Origin of the sequence: Campylobacter concisus, assembly GCF_003048535.1 — a bacterium.
GTDB lineage: Bacteria > Campylobacterota > Campylobacteria > Campylobacterales > Campylobacteraceae > Campylobacter_A > Campylobacter_A concisus_S.
Genome location: NZ_PIRQ01000007.1, coordinates 22,978 through 43,550, shown reverse-complemented (window position 1 = coordinate 43,550; position 20,573 = coordinate 22,978). Strand labels below are relative to the sequence as shown.

Sequence of the window (20,573 nt, the reverse complement as noted above, 5' to 3'; positions counted from 1 at the left end):
TGCAAGTGCTATTAACTAAATTTAAAGCCTTTTTGGCTAGAATGCGTGAATTTTAAGGAGCAAGACAATGAGTAAAAGAAAACGCGTATTGGTTAAATTTTCAGGTGAAGCTTTAGCGGGAGAGAATGGTTTTGGCATAGATACGGCGGTGCTCAAATTTATAGCAAATGAGATAAAAGAGCTTGTCGAAAATGGTATCGAGGTTGGCATCGTAATAGGTGGTGGCAACATTATACGCGGTGTGAGTGCCGCAAAAGATGGTATCATCAAACGAACGAGCGGCGATCACATGGGCATGCTAGCAACTGTTATCAACTCAATCGCGATGCGTGAAGCTTTGGAGCGAAGTGGGCTAGAGGTGAGAGTGCAAAGTGCAATCAAAATGGAAGCGATCTGTGAGACTTTCATCGTTGGACGTGCGCAGCGCCATTTAGAAAAAGGCAGAGTCGTTATATTTGCTGCAGGTACTGGCAATCCTTTCTTTACAACTGATACAGCAGCAACTTTAAGAGCTATTGAAATCGGCTCAGATATGATCATAAAAGCTACAAAGGTTGATGGCGTTTATGATAAAGACCCTAAAAAATTCAAAGATGCAAAACTTTTAAAATCACTAAACTATGAAAAGGCAATGAGTGATGATATCAAGGTTATGGACGATACTGCTATAGCTTTAGCAAAGGATAACTCACTACCGATTTTGGTTTGTAATATGTTTAAGGCTGGAAATTTATTAAAAATAATAAATGAAGAAGAAGCAGCCCTATATTCAGTAGTAAAATAAATTTTAAAAAGGATAAATATGAGAACAGAACAAATAACAGCAAGAGCGTTAAAGCAAGTTGGCGACGATAGATATAAACTCTCACTTATCGTAGCAAAGCGTGCAGAAGCACTAGCAAATGGAGCAGTAGTGCTTGTAGAAGCCGATACTTCAAAGATGAAATTTGCTGACATTGCACTACTTGAAGTAGCTGAGGGCAAAATAGGCTTAGAGGCAATAGTTGAAGGAAAATAGTCTTTTTTTAGAGCAGCTAATAGAACAAATTTTACCTTGTAAAAATGTTTCAGAAGCTATAACGCTGCTCTTTTCTCTTTGCGAACGAAGCGAGAAATTAGATAAAGCTATAGATAGCTGTGTCACATCTCATGCTGGTCAATATCGCAAAAGTGGCGAGCCATACGCAATCCATCCTATCTTAGTAGCATCAATAGTAGCAAATATGGGTGGAGATGAGAGTATGGTCATAGCTGCACTACTTCACGATGTAGTTGAAGATACTGAAGTTACACTTAGCGAAGTCCAGGCTGAATTTGGCGATGAAGTGGCAAAGCTGGTTGAAGGACTTACAAAGATAGTTGCTATAAGAGAAAACAAGCTTGCGAGCTCAAGTAGTAACGAAAAACTAGCAAGCTCGGCACTAACCTTTAGAAAAATGCTTTTAATCTCCATAGAAGATGTTAGAGTTCTTGTGGTTAAGCTTTGTGACAGGCTTCATAATATGCTAACCCTTGATGCATTAAAAGTAGAAAAACAAAAACGAATTGCTGAAGAGACGCTTATGGTCTATGCTCCGATCGCTCATAGGCTTGGAATTTCATCTATTAAAAACATACTTGAAGATCTAAGTTTTAAATATGCGATGCCAGAAGAATACGCCAAGATCGATAGCTTTTTAAATAAAAATAAGCAGCAGCTTAGCCTTAAACTAAATGCTTTTTACGAGAAAGTAAATCAAATTTTGCTTGAAAATGGCTTTATTGAGGGTACTTTTGAGATACAAAAACGCATAAAGCATTACTATTCGATTTATTTAAAAATGCAAAGAAAAGGTATTTCGATTGAAGAGGTGCTTGATTTACTAGCTATTAGAATTCTTGTGCAAAAACCGCTTGATTGCTACCTTGCGCTTGGGAATTTGCATATAAATTTTAATCCTCTTATTTCAAGATTTAAGGATTATATTGCACTTCCAAAGCAAAATGGTTATCAAACGATACATACAACTATTTTTGACAATAAGAGTATTTTTGAGGCACAAGTTCGTACTTACGATATGCACAAAACAGCTGAATACGGTGTCGCAGCTCACTGGAAATATAAAAACGGCGAGGGTAGTTTACTAAATCCAAAACTTGACTGGCTAAACGACATTGGTATGCAAAATAATGAAGCTGAAAGTAACGTCGAAGAGCTTTATGAATATGCAAAAGATAGTCTTTATATAGAAGATATTGCAGTCTATTCGCCAAAAGGCGAGGTTTTTACGCTCCCACGCGGGGCTACTGCACTTGATTATGCTTATGAGATTCACACAGAGATCGGGCTTTATGCAAAAGAAGCTTATATAAATCGCGTCAGAATGCCGCTTTTAACGGAGCTAAAAAACGGCGATATTGTAAGGATTGTAACTGGCGAAGAGGCAAAATTTCGCTGTTCATGGATAAATAGCGTTCGAACTGGTAAAGCAAGAGCTACGATAAGAACATACTGCAAGCAAAAGATAAAAGATATAAATTATAAAATTGCAGTTGATATTTTAAAGTCGGTTTTTGGCGTTTCAAAAGATAGAATTTTAGACTGGATAGAGCATGAAAATTTAGGCAAAAAAGTTTTTCGTGCTGCAACTGAAAGTGATTTTTTGCAAGAGGTCGTAAATATGCTTAAAAAGTATATAAAAAAAGAGCGTCCTTTTATGATCTCTTTGGGCGACAAATATCAGATCAAAAAGCAAAAATTTGAAAATATCGTAATCTACTCAAATCATAAAATTTCAAATGTCGAGTTCGACTATTGCTGTAACCCAAAAAGAGGCGATAGCATAGTTGGCTTTAAAAATGGACACAATGTGACAGTGCATCACAAACTTTGTGAGCGTGCCGGGAAACTTATGGATAAGGGCAATGAGATCATCTTTGTCAAATGGACTAGAAATGCCCCACATAGATATAAAATTTTATTAAATCTAGAGAACCGAAAAGGTGCGTTGGCTGAATTTTTAACATATCTTGCTAGACTGGATGTAAATTTGGCTACAATCTCGCTAAACGAAGCAAATGACCTTAGCGGTGATACATTTGAAATAAGTGTTGAGATAGCCGAAAATATCGATGCAAACGAGCTAAGAGAGAAGATCAAAGATAGATATAAGATTATAGATTTCGTTTCGCAAAGCGATCCATACCATAACTAGGAGAAAGATAATGCAAGATATAGCTGAAATTTTACAAGAGATAAAACGCGGTGTTGCCGAGATTATTGACTTTGAAAGAGTTGAGAATTTAATAAAAAACTATTATGAAAAAGGTGAAAATTTCTATGTAAAGGCTGGCTTTGATCCAACTGCTCCAGACCTTCACTTAGGACACACAGTCGTTTTAAGCAAAATGGCTTTGCTTCAAAAACATGGCGCGATCGTGCAGTTTTTAATAGGTGACTTCACCGCTCAAATAGGCGATCCAACTGGCAAATCAGCCACTAGAAAAAAGCTAGATCAAGAGACTGTTTTAAAAAACGCTAAAACCTACGAAGAGCAAGTTTTTAAAATTTTAGATCCAAAAAAGACCGTGATAATGTTTAACTCAAAATGGTCAAATGAACTTGGAGCTGCTGGAATGATAGAGCTAACTAGCACATTTTCAGTCGCTAGAATGCTAGAGCGCGATGATTTTGAAAAAAGGATAAAAGCTGGCAGTCCAATTTCAATTTGTGAATTTATGTATCCGCTTCTTCAAGGCTATGACAGCGTGGCGATGAAGTGCGACATCGAAATGGGCGGTACGGATCAGAAATTTAACCTTCTAATGGGTAGAACCTTACAGCGAACATATAATGTTGGCAAAGAGCAAGCTGTAATCATGATGCCTCTTCTTGAAGGGCTTGATGGTGTAAATAAGATGAGCAAAAGTCTTGGAAACTATATCGGTGTAACTGAAAATGCAAATGATATGTTTGCAAAAACGCTTAGCATAAGTGACGAGCTAATGTGGCGCTGGTACGAGCTTTTAAGCACAAAAAGCCTTGGCGAGATAGAAAATTTGATGAGTGATGTTCAAAACGGCAAATATCATCCAAAAAAAGCAAAAGAGGACCTTGCTTACGAGATAACAGCAAGGTATCACGGCGAGGAGGCTGCAAAGGATGCGATGGCTGAGTTTAACAGCGTGCACTCTCAAAATCAGCTCCCAACTGATATAAAAGAATTTACTCTAAAAGCACCAGTTTGGATCGTGGAAGCTTTATCACAGTGTGAGCTAAGTGAGTCAAATTCTCAAGCAAGACGCGACATAAAGGCAAATGCGGTTAGCATTAATCAAGAAAAGATCAGTGATGAGCAGTTAAAATTAGGAGCAGGTGAATATATCTTGCAAGTTGGTAAGCGTAAATTTGCAAAAGTAAAGGTTGAATAGATGGAGTTAAAGCCATTAAAAATAGGAAAATATGAGATAAAGTATCCGATATTTCAAGGCGGTATGGGGCTTGGTATCAGCTGGGACAAACTAGCTGGCAATGTCAGCTTAGAAGGCGGCCTTGGAATAATCAGCTCAGTTGGCACAGGATATTATGAAAATCGTAAATTTATAAACAAAGAGCTAAATGCAAAGCCATTTGGAAGTGAAAATTTCTACTCAACAAGAGGTCTTAGAGCAATTATTGAGAATGCACGAAAAATTTGTGGAGATTTGCCACTTGGCGTAAATATAATGTACGCTGCAAATGACTACGCAAGAGTGGTAAAAGATGCTTGTGAAGCCGGTATAAATATCATCGTATCAGGTGCTGGACTACCTACGAATTTGCCAGAATTTACACAAAATTTTAAAGAAGTCGCGCTAGTTCCTATTATCTCAAGCGCAAAAGCACTAAAGATCATCTGTAAACGCTGGTTACAAAGATATGATCGCTTACCAGATGCTGTCGTGCTTGAAGGACCACTAAGCGGTGGGCATCAGGGTTTTACTTACGAGCAGTGCCTTGATCCTGAGTTTTCGCTATTTAATCTAATCCCACAAGTAAAAGCCGAGATAAAAGAGTGGGGCGACTTTCCGCTCATCGCAGCTGGTGGAATTTGGGATAAAAACGACATAGAAAAGGCAATATCACTAGGCGCAGACGGCGTTCAGATGGGCACACGCTTTATCGGCACTCATGAGTGTGACGCAGATATTGGCTTTAAAGAAGTGATACTAGCAGCCGAGGAAAAGGACATAGAGCTTATAAAAAGTCCAGTTGGCTATCCGGCTCGTGGGATTAGAACAAATTTGATAAATTTGGTAGAAAAAAGGATGGGACCAAAGATTCAGTGTATAAGCAACTGTGTGAGCCCTTGTCAAAGGGGCAAAGGGGCTAAAGAGGTTGGATATTGCATCGCTGATAGGCTATTTGACTCATTTAGTGGCAAAAAAGAGACCGGGTTATTTTTCACGGGAGCAAACGGATATAAACTAAAAGAGCTAATAAGTGTAAAAGAGCTAATGCACAAGCTGGTACATGGTGAATGAAACGAGCGATAATCCTCTTTTTTATTGTTTGTAATTTTCTTTTTGCTGCAACAAATTCAGAGATATTTGCAAAATTTGATAAAAATTTTGCTAGCTCAAGCAGAAGTGCAAAGATCAAATTTCACAACGATATAAAAGACATCTATGTCGACGCGATCATAAAAAATGACAAAAATATAAAAAAACAAGCACTCACAAGGCTTATAACCAGCTCAAAATCGCTTGGTTTTGACTCAAGTGGGTATATAAAAGATCTAAATGCACTAAATGGCGTAAAGAGTGTAGACACGCCTAGTACTACTACTTTGACGCTGCTTAGTGCAACCAAGGTAAATGACACTTTGGTGCTTAAGTTTAATACAAAAATCGATACTGCAAAACTAAAAACATCCTTTTTAAAGCAGCAAAATACATATAAAAACATTATGGATATTGATGGTAGATTAAATGGCAATTCGCTAACTTATAAAAATTTTATATCTGATTATATTCATATCTCGCAGTATGATAAAAATACCGTTAGAGTTATTTTTTCTGATAAGATCCAAAAGACTATAAAAGCAAATGCAACAGGTGATCTGCTTGTAATCAGCGCTCAAAATTTTATCTCAAACGAAAATGTAAAAACACCACTTCATAAAACTAAAAACAAAAATGAAGAAGTGCCACACAAAGAGCCTGAGCCAAATTTAAAGCCAGAGTCAGCGCAGAGCGAGCCAGTGGCAGCACCTTTGCCACCAGTTGCGGCTAGTAAATTTTCACGCAACAAAACGATCGTCATTGATCCGGGTCATGGTGGCACTGATCCAGGTGCAGTAAATGGCAAACTGCAAGAAAAAACAGCCGTTTTAGGCGTAGCCAAAAAGCTTGGCGACATACTAAAAGCGCGTGGCTACAAGATCTATTTTACTAGATCGACCGATATCTTTATAAATTTAAGAACAAGAACAAAATTTGCAAATGATAAGATGGCTGATCTTTTTGTTTCCATTCATGCAAATGCCGCTCCAAATGCCACAAAAGCAAAGAGCATGCACGGCATCGAGACATTTTTCTTATCGCCTGCAAGAAGCGAACGTAGTAAAAATGCAGCCGCGCTTGAGAACAAATCAGATATCGAAGAGATGAACTACTTTTCGCAGCAGACGTTTCTAAACGTGCTAAACCGCGAGAAGATTATCGCGTCAAATAAGCTTGGTATCGATATCCAAAAAGAAATTTTAGCAAGTACCAGAAAAGTCTATGCTGCAAGTGATGGCAGTGTGAGAGAAGCGCCGTTTTGGGTGCTCGTAGGCGCCCTTATGCCAGCAGTTCTTGTTGAGATCGGCTATATCACGCATCCAGTAGAGGGCGAAAAGCTCTTTAATGATGCATATCAAAATGCCCTTGCAAACGGCATAGCAAACGGCATAGATGGATATTTCGCAAAAAATAGATGAAAAATGCAAATTTAAGCTTTAAAGGGCAAATTCCATTTAACGAGGAGTTTGGTGACATCTACTTTAATACCGACAAACCTTGGCTTGAGAGTGAATTTGTATTTGCAAGCGCACTTGATGAAATTTGGCAGAGCAAAGATAGCTTCGTCATCGCTGAGACAGGATTTGGTGCTGGGCTAAATTTCTTCACACTTTGTAAGAAATTTAAAAATAGCTCTAAAAAACTTCACTTTGTTAGCATCGAAAAAAGCCCTATTAAAAAAGAAGATATTTTAAAAATTTATGAAAGTTTAGGTATTTTTAAAGCTTATGCTAAAAAGCTGGTCTCGCTTTATCCGCCGCTAATCTCAGGCATGCACCGTATAAATTTTGCCCCAAATATTACACTTGATCTTTGCTACGGCGAGGCTAAAGAAATTTTACCTGAGCTTGATTTTAGCGCTGACATCTGGTTTCTAGACGGCTTTGCTCCAAGTAAAAATGGCTCGATCTGGAGCGAAGAAATTTTTAGACAGATCGCAAGACTAAGCAGGGTTGGCACGATTGCTAGAACCTACTCGTGCGCAAAAATAGTAAAAGACGGGCTAAAGAGCGCTGGCTTTTTGCTAAGCCTAAAAGAGGGTTACTCTAGAAAACGCCAGATGAGTAGCGCCGTGCTAGAGAAAAAGGATGAAAATTTAAAGGATGCTTGGTTTACGAGATGTGAACCACTGGCTAAGCCAAAAGGCAAAACAGCGCTTATCATAGGAGCTGGTGTGGCTGGACTTGCAACAGCTGGCGAACTAGCCAAAAATGGCTTTAAAGTGGTGATCGCCGAGGCAAAGGGCGAAGTGGCTACAAATGGCTCAGGTAATCACTGTGGCGCTTTGATGCCGTTAGTTACCAAGCCCGGGGTAAATTTAGGTCGCATGCACTTAAACGCATTTTTGCAAGCAGTGAGATTTTACAAGGCAACTTTGCCAAAAAGCCTTATTAAATTTAACGGCTGCATAGACTACGCATTTGATGATGAACTTATTAAAAGATATGGCTCGTGGCAAACTCAAAGCATAGAGGATATTTTTAAATTTGATGAGAACTTAAAGCCTTATCCTGGGATGTTTATAAAAGAGGCAGCATACGCTAGACCAAGAGAAATTTGTAAATTTTTATCATGTAGTTTTGAAATTTTATTTAATCACGAGTATGAGAGTAGGGAGCATCTACAAAACGGCAAGATCAGCGTTAAATTTAAAAATGGTAAAAATTTAGAGACCGATATTTTGGTTTTTTGCAGTGGCAGTAAGAGCAGTGAAATTTTTAAGGGCTACGACATGCAAATAAGCAGTGTCCGAGGTCAAGTCACGCACCTAAAACCAGTGCTAAAAAATACCATGCCGCTAAGCGCAAAAGGCTACATCTGTCCAACCATAAAAGGTGTACAAGTCATCGGCGCAACTTACGCTAGAAATGAAATTTACGATACGCCTAAAGTTGAGGATAATGCTAAAAATTTAAGCGATGTAAGCGAGTTTTTTGACACCACAAAAGCGAATATTATCGGCTCACGTGTGGGATATAGGAGCTATAGTGGAGACAGATTTCCGATAATTGGCGCCTTGTATGACGAAGAATTTTATAAACAAAACTACAAAGGGCTATTTTGGAGCAAAAATAAAGATAACAATCCAAAAGCAAGCTACGAAAAAAATGTCTTTGTAAATTTTGCTCATGGCTCACGAGGTCTTGGCACAGCGATACTTGGAGCAAATTTGATAGCTGATCTTGTGTTTGGTCGCCCACTTTGTATAGAAAGATCGCTATTTCATGAGCTTCATCCAGCTAGATTTTTGATAAGAAAACTAAAAAAGGGATTAAAACTTTAAGAGGCAATTAGCAGAAATTCCTAGCACAAGATACTAGGAATTTCTTATAAGATAAGGCTTAAAGCCTTGTTTTCATCTTTTCAAATTCATCTTTTATGACTTGCTCGTGAGGTTCGCTCGTCATTTTATTTATCGCATCTCCCCAGATACTTACGCTAATGATCGCTATGCAAGACGCTATGATGCCAGGCAAAATTTCATAAACATAAGCGTTTAGCCCCGAAGTGATCCAAAATATTACGGTTGCACCTCCAGCTATCATGCCAGCAAGTGCTCCAAGTGCGCTCATGCGCTTCCAGTAAAGGCTAAAAAGTAGCACTGGTCCAAAGCTCGCACCAAATCCAGCCCAAGCGTTTCCAACGACATTTAGAACATTATCTGTCGAGATAAAAGCAAGTATGGTAGCAACTATGGCCACTACTACGACAGCATAGCGACTGATCGCTGTTTGCGTATTTTGACTAATCTCTTTTTTATAGAATGCAAAGATAAAGTCCTTTGTTACCGAGCTAGATGTAACTAAAAGCTGACTTGAGATGGTACTCATTATCGCTGAAAGCACAGCTGAGATGATAATGCCTATAAAAAATGGTGGGAAAAGTAGCTCACCAAGCTTTAAAAACACCGTCTCAGGATCACTAAGCCCGCCTCTTTGACTAAAGTAGACAAAGCCAATAAGTCCGCTCATAATCGCACCAAGCAACCCAATACTCATCCAGCCAATGCCGATCCTTCTTGCTTTAGCAAGCTCTTTTGAATCGCGTATCGCCATAAATCTAACAATGATGTGTGGCTGGCCAAAATAGCCAAATCCCCAAGCCATAAGTCCTAAAATTCCCCAAAAAGTTTGATCTCTAAATGGATTTAGGTGATTTGCATCAAGCTTGCTTATCTCTTTTATCAAATTTGTATCACTTGGCAAGTCTAAATTTAGATATGCCACGACTGGGATCGAGACTAGGACACAAAACATCAAAAGCCCCTGAAATGCGTCAGTTATACTAACTGCTTTAAATCCACCAAAAAATGTGTAAAAAACCACAATAATAAGTGTAAAGACCGCTCCGTAGGCAAATTTTAAACCAAAAAAGCTCTCAAATGTCTTTCCGCCAGCGATGATGCCGCTACTTACATAAAGCGTGAAAAAGATTAAAATGATAAGACCAGAGATGATTCTTAAAATTTTAGTCCTATCTTTAAAGCGATTTTCTAAAAAATCTGGTATTGTGATGCTATCACTCGCAACTTCAGTATAAATTCTAAGCCTCTTTGCTAAAAATAGATAGTTACAGTAAGCTCCAATGATAAGACCGATTATCATCCACACATTTGCTATGCCAGTTGCGTATAAAGCTCCGGGCACGCCAAGTAGCATCCAACCACTCATATCAGAAGCACCAGCACTAAGTGCAGTAACTACTGGACCCATTCGACGGTTATCTAGCAGATACTCGTTCATACTTGCATTTTTATCGTAGAAATATCGTCCGATAAAGAGCAAAAAGCCAAAATAGATGGCGATGGCTAAATAAGACCCAAAGCTCATAAATTTCCTTTCAAATTAAGATAAATGGCTTATGTTAATATAAATTTTTTTAAATTACAACATTCAGCGCCGATCCTTAAACACTTTTAAGCAAAATGATATAAATTTTTTCGTATTATTTAAAGCTATATTTTAAAGAGAAGGACGAAGTTGAAGGCTCAAAATTTAGCTAAATTTCTATTTTTTATAATAATCGTCTCACTTGGAGCATATTTTTTCTATCCAAGAGATCTTAGTGAGGCTCAAGAGATCGCTTATATCAAAAGTTACGGAGTGACTTTAGGACTCACGATAGGTGGTATTGCCATAGGCATAACACTTGGATTTACTTTGGCGTTTATTAAATTTTTAAATATCAAAGTCTTAAATTTTATAATTGATGAATATATCGATATCTTACGTGGAACACCTGTAATACTTCAACTTTTAATTTTTTCAGTTGTCATTTTTGCAACATGGAGTGATAATTTTTATGTAGCTCTCATCGCACTTGGACTAAATAGCTCTGCTTATGTGGCCGAGATCGTGCGAAGTGGCATAAACAGTGTCGATAAAGGACAAATGGAAGCGGCTCGTGCGATGGGACTAAACTACTATGTTTCGATGCGCGAGATAGTTTTTCCACAAGCTACGAAAAATATCTTACCAGCTCTTGCAAATGAGTTTATATCGCTATTTAAAGAGACATCAGTCGTGGGTTATATAAGCGTCGTTGATATCACGATGCAAAGTAAGAGCTTGCAAGCGGTCTTTTATAGTCCAGAGCCAGTCATTTTTACGGGCATTGTCTATTATGTGAGTGTTAAATTTTTTACACTTTTAGCAAAACTACTCGAGAGGAGATTAAACCGCCATGATTGAGATTAAAAATTTAAACAAAAGTTATGGCGATTTGCGAGTTTTAAATGATATTAGCGTAGATATAAAAAAAGGTGAAGTTATAGCTATAATTGGTCCAAGTGGTGGTGGTAAAAGTACATTTTTACGTTGTATAAACCGCCTTGAGGAGCCAGATAGCGGGCACATAAAGATAAATGGCGAAGATATTTTAGATAAAAAATCAGATATAAATAAAATTCGCCAAAAAGTGAGCATGGTTTTTCAGCACTTTAATCTTTTTGCAAATAAAAACGTCTTGCAAAATTTAACTTTAGCCCCGATAAAAGCGGGAATTTTAGATAAAGCAAGTGCAGAAAAAAGAGCCGATGAGCTGCTAAAAAGTGTTGGGCTAAGTGATAAGAAATTTGCCTATCCGCACAAGCTTTCAGGTGGACAGAAGCAACGTATCGCGATCGCTAGAAGCCTAGCGATGGAGCCAGAAGTGATACTTTTTGATGAACCGACAAGTGCACTTGATCCTGAGATGATCGGAGAGGTGCTTGATATTATGAAAGATGTTGCCGCAAGGGGTATAACGATGCTTGTGGTTACACACGAAATGGGTTTTGCAAGAAACGTGGCAAATAGAATTTTCTTTATGGATAAAGGTAAAATCGCAGTTGATGATACACCGAAAAATGTCTTTACAAATCCGCAACATGAGCGCTTAAAAGAGTTTTTAGGTAAAATTTTAAATCATTAAAGGAGTAGAAAATGAGTAAAATTTTAAAATTTTTGATGGCAAGCTTGGTTTTATTTTTACTAGGTTGTGGCGATGACGCTAATAAAAAAAATACAGCAAATAATGCCGAAGAAGCTAGTAAAAATGTAGTTTATAAAGTTGGCTCGAGTGCTGATTATCCACCTTTTGAATATCTTGATGAAAACAATAAAATTGTTGGTTTTGAGATAGATTTATTAAATGAGATCACCAAAAAAACTGGAATAAAATTTGATGTTGCAAATATGAGCTTTGATGGACTGATATCAGCATTAAAAACCGGTAAAATCGATATTGCCATAAGCGGAATGAGTGCAACTGATGAGAGAAGAAAATCGGTTGATTTCACTAAGCCATATTATTTTTCAGAGAATTTATTTATCCGCAAAAAAGGCTCAGATGTAAATAAAGACAACCTTAAGGATAAGAAAATTTCAGCTCAAGTTGGCACACTTCAAGAAGAAGCAGCCAAAAGCATAACTACTAAGTCGATACCTGCTGAAAATGTAGCAGCTGCCATCATGTCACTAAACGCTGGCAAAATCGACGTTGTGCTAACTGATAGTCCGATAGGGGTTGAGTATTTAAAACAAAATCCAGATTTGGAAGAATTTTTAAGAGTTCCTGATGGCACGGAAGGATTTGCAATGGCGTTTGATAAAGGCAAACACACTGAGCTTATCAAGAAGATAGACGCAGCAATCGATGAGCTACAAAAATCTGGCGAATTTGACAAAATGCTAGATAAATATGGATTAAAGAAATAAATCTAAATACAAAATTTGCAGAGAAGCAGGAATTCTCTGCAAAAACTCACTTTTTTCTAATTTTTAAAATTTAACATCTTTTAAAAGTAAAATTAATAAAATAACTTAACTATTTTCAAGGAGAAAAAATGGAGCTTCTCAGGATGAGAACGGCATTTATTTTAAATGTGCTATTTTCTATTTGCATGTATCACAATTTTGTTAAAAAATTCCTACTATTTAATAAAGCTAAATATAAATTAAAATTTTACATAAATGCGTTAATTGATATTTTTTATAAAAATAACCAAAAGTATTTTTTGTTGGTAAAATTTTAAGTATTAAAGTCGTATGACTTTATTTTTTGAAGCAGATATTAAGAAAAACTAAAAGGAGAGAAAATGAATAATTTAGGTATTAAATCTAAGATTATGGCGATAGTTATCGTCAGTCTTATTGGCCTTGGTATCATGAGTGCATACATGCTAAATGGTATCTTAAAGACTCGCTCAAAAGCAGAGTTTAGTGAGAAAATCGTGGATACAATAATAAATCAAAATAATTTTATCCATGAAATGCAAAAAGAACGCGGATTTAGCTCAGGTGTGTTAGCAGGAGGGGATAATAAAAATTTATTAGAGCAACGTAAAAAAGTAGATGCTGCGCTTGATAAGCTTGAGGAGAAAAATGAAATAGTTTCAGAGATAAATAGTATCCGCTCAAATGTAGATCAAAAAAGTGGCAATGATCTAATTAGTCGTATAACAAAAATTTTAAGAAAAGAGGTTATTGCTATAAATGGATATAGTGATAAGCTCGAGCCTAGCTTGGTAGATGATCTAAAGCGTATCATTATTGTTGGTGAGATAAAAGAGTCTTTTGGTATTTTGCGTGCTGCTTTAAATGGGGTTTTTACTAAAAAGAGCATAAGCAAAGAGGACTACAATAAAGTAGTTGCACTAAATAGCGTCATAAATAAATTTATGCAGGATTTTGACGATTATAACCCAAAAGAATTTAGTGATGAATTTGATGCCATCGCTAGAAAAAAGGCAGATTTTATAGATGCTATAAATATTATTAAAAATGTAGTTGCTACCGAAGATGTATCTTATGATGCAGCGAGCTGGTTTTCAAAGATAAGCATTTCAATAGATGCGATGAGAGAGCTTGAGCTTAAACTACTTGATAGTATGCAAAAAGATGCACAACACATAAAAAGTGAGGCAAATACACAACTTATTTTTAGCTCAATAGTGATTGCGATTTGTATTTTGCTTATGTTGCTAGTATCTACATTGATAGGTAAAAATTTGATCTCTGGCATAGATCAGACTAAAAATGGCTTAGTTAGATTTTTTGACTTCTTAAATTATAAATCTAATAAGGCTGAATTTTTAGATCGTAGTGGTAGCGACGAGATCGGACAGATGAGTGCACTGATAAATGAGAATATCAAACAAATCGAGGCAAATTTATCTGAACAAAATAATTTCATTAAAGAAGCAAATACTTTTGTAAATCAAATCGGCAAAGGTAACTACGTAGCTCAGCTTAACGCAGATACTTCAAATCCTGCACTTAGCCAGCTAAAACAAACTTTCAAAGACTTACAAATCGCACTAAAACATGCTATTGCGGAAAATGGTGATGACGTGTTAAATCTACTAGAAAGCTTTAAAAAACAAGACTTTACTAAAAGGCTTGAAGATGATGGCAAGATGGCGGTTGGCATAAACGCTCTTGGTGAAGAGATAGCCAAGATGTTAAGGGCAAATTTAGATCAAGCTCATGTGTTAGAAGAAAAGGCTGAGGCTTTAAGTCAGTCAATGAAAGAACTAACTCAAGGTGCAAATGTACAAGCAAGCTCACTTCAAGAATCTGCTGCTGCAGTAGAGCAAATGTCAAGCTCAATGAATGCAATATCTCAAAAAACATCTGATGTTATTAGACAAAGTGATGAGATTAAAAACATCATAACTATTATTAGAGATATAGCTGATCAAACAAACCTACTAGCCCTTAATGCCGCAATAGAAGCAGCACGTGCAGGAGAGCACGGCAGAGGCTTTGCGGTTGTTGCAGATGAGGTTAGAAAACTAGCAGAGAGAACTCAAAAATCTCTAACAGAGATCGAAGCAAATACAAACGTACTAGCTCAATCAATCAATGAAATGAGTGAGTCTATAAAAGAGCAAAGTGAAGGAATTAATATGATAAATCAATCAGTTGCTCAAATAGACACACTTACAAAAGAAAATGTAGTAATTGTCAATAAGGCAAATGAAGTAACATCTGATGTTGACGACATGGCTAAGGCAATAGTAAACGAAGTTAGAAAAAGTAAATTTTAATCTTTGACTTACTCTTAGAGCTCCTATTATTCTATCCCTTAAGATAATTAAGGGATAGAACTTATTTATAAAAATTTATATGCTACTTTGCTATACGATTATTTATAGCATTTTTCTTTTATTACGGATTTAAACAATTTTTAATAGAGAAATACTGATAATTAAGCCACTAAATCACCTTAAAGGACACTATTATGAAAAAGATCTTTGCTCTTTTACTCACAGCTTTTGTTGCTCTTTGTGCAAATGAGCTAAAATTTGGCACAGCGGCGAACTATCCGCCATTTGAATATATCGATGAAAATAACAAAATAACAGGCTTTGATATCAAGCTGATCGATGAAATTTCAAAGCGTGCAGGCTTTTCATATAAGATCATAAATATGAGTTTTGACGGCCTTATCCCAGCACTTAAAGCTGGCAAAATAAATGGCATAATAAGTGCGATGAGTGCGACTTCAGATAGATTAAAATCAATCAATTTTACAAAGCCATACTATCTAACTGAAAACCTCTACCTAAAGAAAAAAGGTAATGACGCACTAAAAGCTAAAGAAGAGTTAGCTGGCAAAAGAGTTGGCGTGCAACAAGGCACCGTCCAAGAGCTAGCAGCAAATGCAATAAATGGCGTAAAAGTAGTGCCTTCAGAGGATACTGTGCCACTTATCATGGGATTAAAAGTTGGCAAATTTGACGCAGTCATCCTTGATAGCTCTATCGGATATGGCTTTATTAAGAAAAATCCAGAACTTGAAGCATTTTTCAAAGAAGTTGATGGCAGCGAGGGCTTTTCAATAGCTTTTGATAAAGGAAAAGAGAGTGCGTTAATAGAGAAAATAAATCAAATTTTAGATGACATGAAAAAAGACGGAAGCTACGAAGCTTTACTTAAAAAATACGATCTAAAATAATCTTCTAGCCTGCAAATTTGCAGGCTTATGCTAAATTCTGCTTTGTCTATCGATTAAAATTTAAAAGGAAAATAATGAGAAAAATTTTGTTGCTTTTTTGTCTAGCAATGGGTCTTTTTGCACTTCAAAACGATAAAGATATGTTAAATGGAGAGCTAAAAAACGGGCTAAAATACTATATCAAAGAGAATAAATTTCCACAAAAAACAGCTATTTTTTATCTTGTTATAAATTCTGGTTCAACTGATGAAAAAGATGGCGAGCAAGGTCTTGCTCACTTTTTGGAGCACATGGCGTTTAATGGCAGCCGTGACTTTAGTAAAAATGAGCTCATTAAACAGCTTGAGAGCCTTGGTGTGAAATTTGGAGCCGATCTAAACGCGCAGACGAGCTACGATCAGACGAGTTATGTCTTAACGATTAATGTAAATGAGAAAAATTTACAAGATACGTTTAAAGTCTTTTCGAATTGGATAGATGGCGTTAAAATCGATCCTAAGGAGCTTAATAAGGAGCGTGGCGTCATAATGGAAGAGGAGCGTCAGAGAAATACGCCAGGATATAGGCTTTATTTGGCTCAAACAAAGGATATTTTTGAGGGCAGTATCTATCTAAAAAGAGTGCCAATAGGCGACATGAATGTCATCAAAAGTGTAGATGCTAAGCACATGCAAGAATTTTACGAGAGGCTTTATCAGCCAAGATTTATGAGCTTTGTAGCCGTTGGCGACTTTGACAAAAATGAGATAAAAAGCTTAATCGAAAAAAGCTTTAGCCAAGCAAAAAATACAAATTCTTACATTCATCCAGAAAAAAATATCAGCTTTAAAAGCGGTTTAAATATTTTTAATTATGACTCGAATGAAACTGGAATGGAGCTAGTTAGACTTAGCTATTTTGATAAATTTAGCCCAGTTTTAAATGAGGCTGACGCAAAGAGAAATTTAGAAGACGCACTTATCGCAAGCCTAATAAATATGCTTTATGAGCAAAAAAATGCAGATAATTCATCGAATTTAAGTACTGATTTTATAGCTCAAACACTTCAAGCAAAGCAGAAAATTTATAGTTTTGAAACAAATGTACTTGGAGGCGATTTTAACGCAAGCCTTAAAGATATGCTTGGCGTTATAAAAGGCATTAAAGAGTTTGGCTTTAATAAAGAAGATTTCGAAGATGTAAAAAAGGCGTTTGCAGTAAATGTAGATGCAAAATTTAAACGCTCAAAGACTAAAAAATCAAGTGCTTACGCAGGACAAATTTTAAATATGATAGAAAATGGTGGCTTTGTGTTAAGCGACGAAGACGACAAAGAGCTTAGTTTAAAGCTATTAAACGAGATTACGCTAGCTGACGTGAATGCTAGATTTAGACAAATTTTGGCCATTTTTGATGAGCGTGTAAGAATTTTTAGCAAAGATAGTTATAGGCTTAGCAAAGATGAGTTTTTAAAGCTTTTTGCCAAGGCGCCTGCTTATAACACAAACCTATCTGCTAATAACAACGATAAGAGCCTAGGCAATGAAAATTTAGAGCCAAAAGAGATAAGCTCAAGAAGCTTTGATGAAAAAAATGGAATTTATACCTATAAAATGCAAAATGGCTCGCAAGTTATCTTTAAGCCACTAGCTACTAAAAAAGATAGCGTTTTGTTTGCAGCCGTCAGCAAAGGAGGCACATCAAATTTGGCTGATCCAAAGCTTGGCAGCTTTGCAGTGGCACTCACAAATGAAAGCGGTGTTGGTAAATTTAATAACTATGAGTTATCAAAAATTTTAAATGGCAAGATCGTAAGCTATCAAAAGAATATTGAGGGTCTTACGCAAGGATTTTATGGCTCATCAAGCACAAGCGATCTTAGCTCGCTGCTAGCTGTTATAAATTTAGAATTTAACGCTCCAAAAGCCGATGCAAACGTGCTTGAGAGGATAAAGCAAAGAGCAAAAGATGAGCTAAGCAAAGAGCAAAATTTGCCTGAATATAAATTTAGCACCGAATTTAGCAAGTTTTTTTATGAAAACAATAAACGTGTCGCGCCGCTTGAGATGGCTCAGATCGATGCGTTAAAGCTAAATGAGCTAAAAGAGATCATCAAAGATAAATTTACAAACGCAGCCTCATATACTTTTGTAATCATCGGCGATACCGACGAAGAGAGGCTTTTGCTGCTTGTTAAAAAGTATATCGCCACTTTGCCAAAGCTTGGTGAAGCTGAAGAGTTTAAAGATGATGGCGTGCGAAGTATCAAGGGTCAGCACACCTTTAAAAGGGAGTATCAAAGCACAAAAAGAAGCGATGTTGGCATAAATATCATAAATTCTGACGCTAAATATAGCTTTGAAGGAGCGATTAAACTAAGGGCATTAAGTGAAATTTTAAAAACGGCGCTTCGAGAAAAAATCAGAGAAGATAAGGGGCAGACATACGGCTTTAGTCTAAATGCCAAGCTCTCACGCTATCCTTTTGAGCATTCAGATATGCTAATTAGCTTTACTTGCGATCCTGCAAACACGGACAAGATTATCACTGAGATAAAGCAGATAATAGCTAGCATCAAGAGTAGTGGCGCGATCTTGCCAAAGCATTTGGAGGATTTTAAGGCACAGAGTGAAATTTCTATAAAAAAAGATTACGAAAAGCCTGAGTTTTGGCAAAAGCTCATCATCTCAAATAAAATTTTTAACACGCCACTTTATACGGCTGAGGAGTACATAGATGCGGTCAAAGCCATCACAAATGACGACATCAAAGAGGCTGCTAGACTATATCTTGATGAGAAAAATATGGTGATAAGTATAAATAATCCAAAGTAGAAATTTTAAGAGTCAAGCTGGCTGGCTCTTAAAATTTAAACGCGAGTAAAAATTTATTAAGATAAGCTAGCTTTTTAAATTAGTTGGCTAATTAGCTCTTTAAATTCAAATCTAAGTAGAATTTAAAGAGCTAAGCCAGCCCCTAGAAATTTAAACATAAGGCCAAAGCTAAGCGAGGATATCCTTTGGCTTTATTTTGTTTAGCTTTTGTACTAGTTCATCAAAGCTCGCTCCATTTTCGACCTCGCGCCTGATAAATTCCTCAAAAAAATCACGTTTTATATCTTTATCTGTGTAAGTTACGCTCTTTTTGGTAACTTGCGTAGGCTTAAATTTCTCTTCTTCCATCTCTTCATCGCCATTTTCTCTAACTGGCGTAAGAGCGATATTTTGAAGCACATCAGCGATGCTCTCGCCCTTTTGATAACTTGTTTTTAAAAATTTTAAAAACTCATCTTTGCTATTTTTATCAGCGTAGCTTACGCGGTGCAACATAGGCTGACCCAAAAATTCTATACGTTTTTTATCCGAGCTTTGTTCGTAATGTAAAGCCCCATCTTTAAAAGAAATTTTTACATTTGCGTGCTCGCCAAGTATCCTTTCGGCGGTAAATTCCAGCCATTTATCTTTAAACTCATCGATACTTAGATCAGAGTCTAGTAAATTTGTAGCCTCACGGCTTAGATAAAGAGCACCAAAAGCATTATTGATTATTTTATTGTTTATGCTCATTTTGTGATTTTTGATGAACTCATCTACGCTAAAGCCGTTTTTCTCGCTAGTTAGAATGTAGCTTGCTCGCCAAAGCTTCGTGCTATCAACGAAATTTTTAAGGCTAGAGATTTCATCTTTGCTCGCTCCGCTATCAAGGCCATTTATCTTGCCCCAGATAGAAATTTTATCATTTGATGAGTAGCCAGAGAGCGGTAGATGCTTGATGTCCGCAGTTTTGGTGGGAATTTCTACTTTGTTTAAATTTGTGTTTGTGGCTTGGCGCTTACTAAAAGCGTCTTGGTAGTTAAAGCTTTGATTAAATCCATTTAGTGCGTTTATCATGTCAAATCCTTTAACACAATATCGGCAAACAGATTTAAATTTTAAGTGGATTATTTTTTATTGCGGTATTTTTCAAAAATGGCGATCATTTGGTATGAGTTTTGGGCGATTTTAAATTTATTTGGATTTTTGCCAAGTAGCTCTTCTCTTAAAGAGTCAATAAATTCTCTATCTTTTTTGCAAGCCTCAAAGCTCACTCGCCCCCTAAGTACGGCCATAAATATAATATCGGCAGTCGCATTTATCATCTCAAGCATTTTTTCTTCGCTCATTTTTTGTGGATTTTGCCCTTTTTAAAGCAAATATTATTCCTTTACGCTTACAAAATTTACTATTTTTACCTCTTGGCTCTCTTTGCAAGCCTCCAGCGCAGCTGCGTTTTTCACCATATGAACGCTTTTCATATGCTCTTTTTGGCTTGCAAGATCTTCCCAAATTTCCATAAAGCAGTATTCATTTTTACCGCCCACAATCATGCCGCACTCGTAGCTTATGCAGCCTTTATCTTTCCTTGAAGCTGGCACGATCTCTTTTAAAATTTCTTCAAATTTTGCTTCAAAACCAGCTTTAATTTTTAAGTTTACATAAAATCCAATCATCTGCCCATCCTTTAAAAATTTTTGGCTAAAATAGCACAATTTAGATGCAAGTTTGCGTATTACATTACAAGGCCTTTAAACGATGAAATGATACAAAACCCTAAATTTATAATTTCTAAAACCAATCAAAAACAATAAATTT

The 20,573-nt window shown here is 36.6% G+C and carries 17 protein-coding genes; 13 read left to right on the top strand and 4 right to left on the bottom strand.

Going from position 1 to position 20,573, the window contains the following annotated elements; all coding sequences use genetic code 11:
• The first annotated feature begins 67 nt into the window (after nt 1-67).
• From pyrH to mnmC, 7 genes are read left to right on the top strand one after another with little or no spacing between them, the layout of a single operon-like run.
• A complete protein-coding gene (pyrH, locus tag CVS93_RS07340; protein ID WP_054196984.1) occupies nt 68-784 on the top strand; it encodes a UMP kinase in 717 nt (238 codons plus the stop codon).
• A gap of 18 nt (nt 785-802) precedes the next feature.
• On the top strand, nt 803-1,018 hold the full coding sequence (locus CVS93_RS07335; protein ID WP_021091717.1) for a DNA-directed RNA polymerase subunit omega: 216 nt from the start codon (nt 803-805) through the stop codon (nt 1,016-1,018).
• The gene (locus CVS93_RS07330) at nt 1,005-3,194 is read left to right on the top strand and encodes a RelA/SpoT family protein (RefSeq protein WP_107687136.1); all 2,190 of its coding nucleotides are present in this window, start codon (nt 1,005-1,007) and stop codon (nt 3,192-3,194) included. Before CVS93_RS07335 ends, CVS93_RS07330 begins: the two co-directional genes overlap by 14 nt.
• A 10-nt stretch (nt 3,195-3,204) precedes the next feature.
• Nucleotides 3,205-4,410: a tyrosine--tRNA ligase gene (gene tyrS, locus CVS93_RS07325; protein ID WP_107687135.1), complete on the top strand. Its 1,206-nt coding sequence runs from the start codon at nt 3,205-3,207 to the stop codon at nt 4,408-4,410.
• Nucleotides 4,411-5,502, top strand: coding sequence for a nitronate monooxygenase (locus tag CVS93_RS07320; protein ID WP_021091713.1), 1,092 nt, complete (start codon nt 4,411-4,413; stop codon nt 5,500-5,502).
• The gene (locus CVS93_RS07315; RefSeq protein WP_107687134.1) at nt 5,499-6,941 is read left to right on the top strand and encodes an N-acetylmuramoyl-L-alanine amidase family protein; all 1,443 of its coding nucleotides are present in this window, start codon (nt 5,499-5,501) and stop codon (nt 6,939-6,941) included. Before CVS93_RS07320 ends, CVS93_RS07315 begins: the two co-directional genes overlap by 4 nt.
• Nucleotides 6,938-8,806 (top strand): bifunctional tRNA (5-methylaminomethyl-2-thiouridine)(34)-methyltransferase MnmD/FAD-dependent 5-carboxymethylaminomethyl-2-thiouridine(34) oxidoreductase MnmC, encoded by a 1,869-nt coding sequence (gene mnmC, locus CVS93_RS07310; RefSeq protein WP_107687133.1) that lies wholly within the window; start codon nt 6,938-6,940, stop codon nt 8,804-8,806. The genes CVS93_RS07315 and mnmC overlap by 4 nt, the downstream gene beginning before the upstream one ends.
• Nucleotides 8,807-8,864: 58 nt before the next feature.
• On the opposite strand, the gene putP is transcribed toward mnmC, so the two are convergent.
• Nucleotides 8,865-10,352: a sodium/proline symporter PutP gene (gene putP, locus CVS93_RS07305; RefSeq protein WP_107687132.1), complete on the bottom strand. Its 1,488-nt coding sequence runs from the start codon at nt 10,350-10,352 to the stop codon at nt 8,865-8,867.
• Between the two features lie 150 nt (nt 10,353-10,502).
• Here putP and CVS93_RS07300 point away from each other — a divergent pair, with 150 nt between their 5' ends.
• The 6 genes from CVS93_RS07300 to CVS93_RS07270 all read left to right on the top strand — a co-directional run bounded on the left by CVS93_RS07300 (nt 10,503) and on the right by CVS93_RS07270 (nt 18,776).
• Nucleotides 10,503-11,213, top strand: coding sequence for an amino acid ABC transporter permease (locus tag CVS93_RS07300; protein WP_107687131.1), 711 nt, complete (start codon nt 10,503-10,505; stop codon nt 11,211-11,213).
• The gene (locus tag CVS93_RS07295; protein WP_072595138.1) at nt 11,206-11,934 is read left to right on the top strand and encodes an amino acid ABC transporter ATP-binding protein; all 729 of its coding nucleotides are present in this window, start codon (nt 11,206-11,208) and stop codon (nt 11,932-11,934) included. The genes CVS93_RS07300 and CVS93_RS07295 overlap by 8 nt, the downstream gene beginning before the upstream one ends.
• A gap of 11 nt (nt 11,935-11,945) precedes the next feature.
• Complete coding sequence (locus tag CVS93_RS07290) at nt 11,946-12,719, top strand: basic amino acid ABC transporter substrate-binding protein (RefSeq protein WP_087586265.1); 774 nt, start codon at nt 11,946-11,948, stop codon at nt 12,717-12,719.
• Nucleotides 12,720-13,099: 380 nt separating this feature from the next.
• Nucleotides 13,100-15,052, top strand: a complete 1,953-nt coding sequence (locus CVS93_RS07280) for a methyl-accepting chemotaxis protein (RefSeq protein ID WP_107687129.1) — start codon at nt 13,100-13,102, stop codon at nt 15,050-15,052.
• A gap of 194 nt (nt 15,053-15,246) precedes the next feature.
• Nucleotides 15,247-15,963, top strand: a complete 717-nt coding sequence (locus CVS93_RS07275; RefSeq protein ID WP_107687128.1) for a transporter substrate-binding domain-containing protein — start codon at nt 15,247-15,249, stop codon at nt 15,961-15,963.
• 74 nt (nt 15,964-16,037) lie between these two features.
• A complete protein-coding gene (locus CVS93_RS07270) occupies nt 16,038-18,776 on the top strand; it encodes a M16 family metallopeptidase (protein WP_107687127.1) in 2,739 nt (912 codons plus the stop codon).
• Nucleotides 18,777-18,944: 168 nt separating this feature from the next.
• Here the strand turns inward: CVS93_RS07270 and CVS93_RS07265 are convergent, their stop codons facing one another.
• Genes CVS93_RS07265 through CVS93_RS07255 form a run of 3 tightly spaced genes read right to left on the bottom strand, consistent with a single transcriptional unit; the run spans nt 18,945 to nt 20,431 of the window.
• The gene (locus tag CVS93_RS07265) at nt 18,945-19,832 is read right to left on the bottom strand and encodes a hypothetical protein (protein ID WP_107687126.1); all 888 of its coding nucleotides are present in this window, start codon (nt 19,830-19,832) and stop codon (nt 18,945-18,947) included.
• 50 nt (nt 19,833-19,882) lie between these two features.
• Nucleotides 19,883-20,104: a hypothetical protein gene (locus CVS93_RS07260; protein ID WP_021091847.1), complete on the bottom strand. Its 222-nt coding sequence runs from the start codon at nt 20,102-20,104 to the stop codon at nt 19,883-19,885.
• Nucleotides 20,105-20,137: 33 nt separating this feature from the next.
• The gene (locus CVS93_RS07255) at nt 20,138-20,431 is read right to left on the bottom strand and encodes a putative quinol monooxygenase (protein WP_107687125.1); all 294 of its coding nucleotides are present in this window, start codon (nt 20,429-20,431) and stop codon (nt 20,138-20,140) included.
• Nucleotides 20,432-20,573 lie beyond the last annotated feature (142 nt).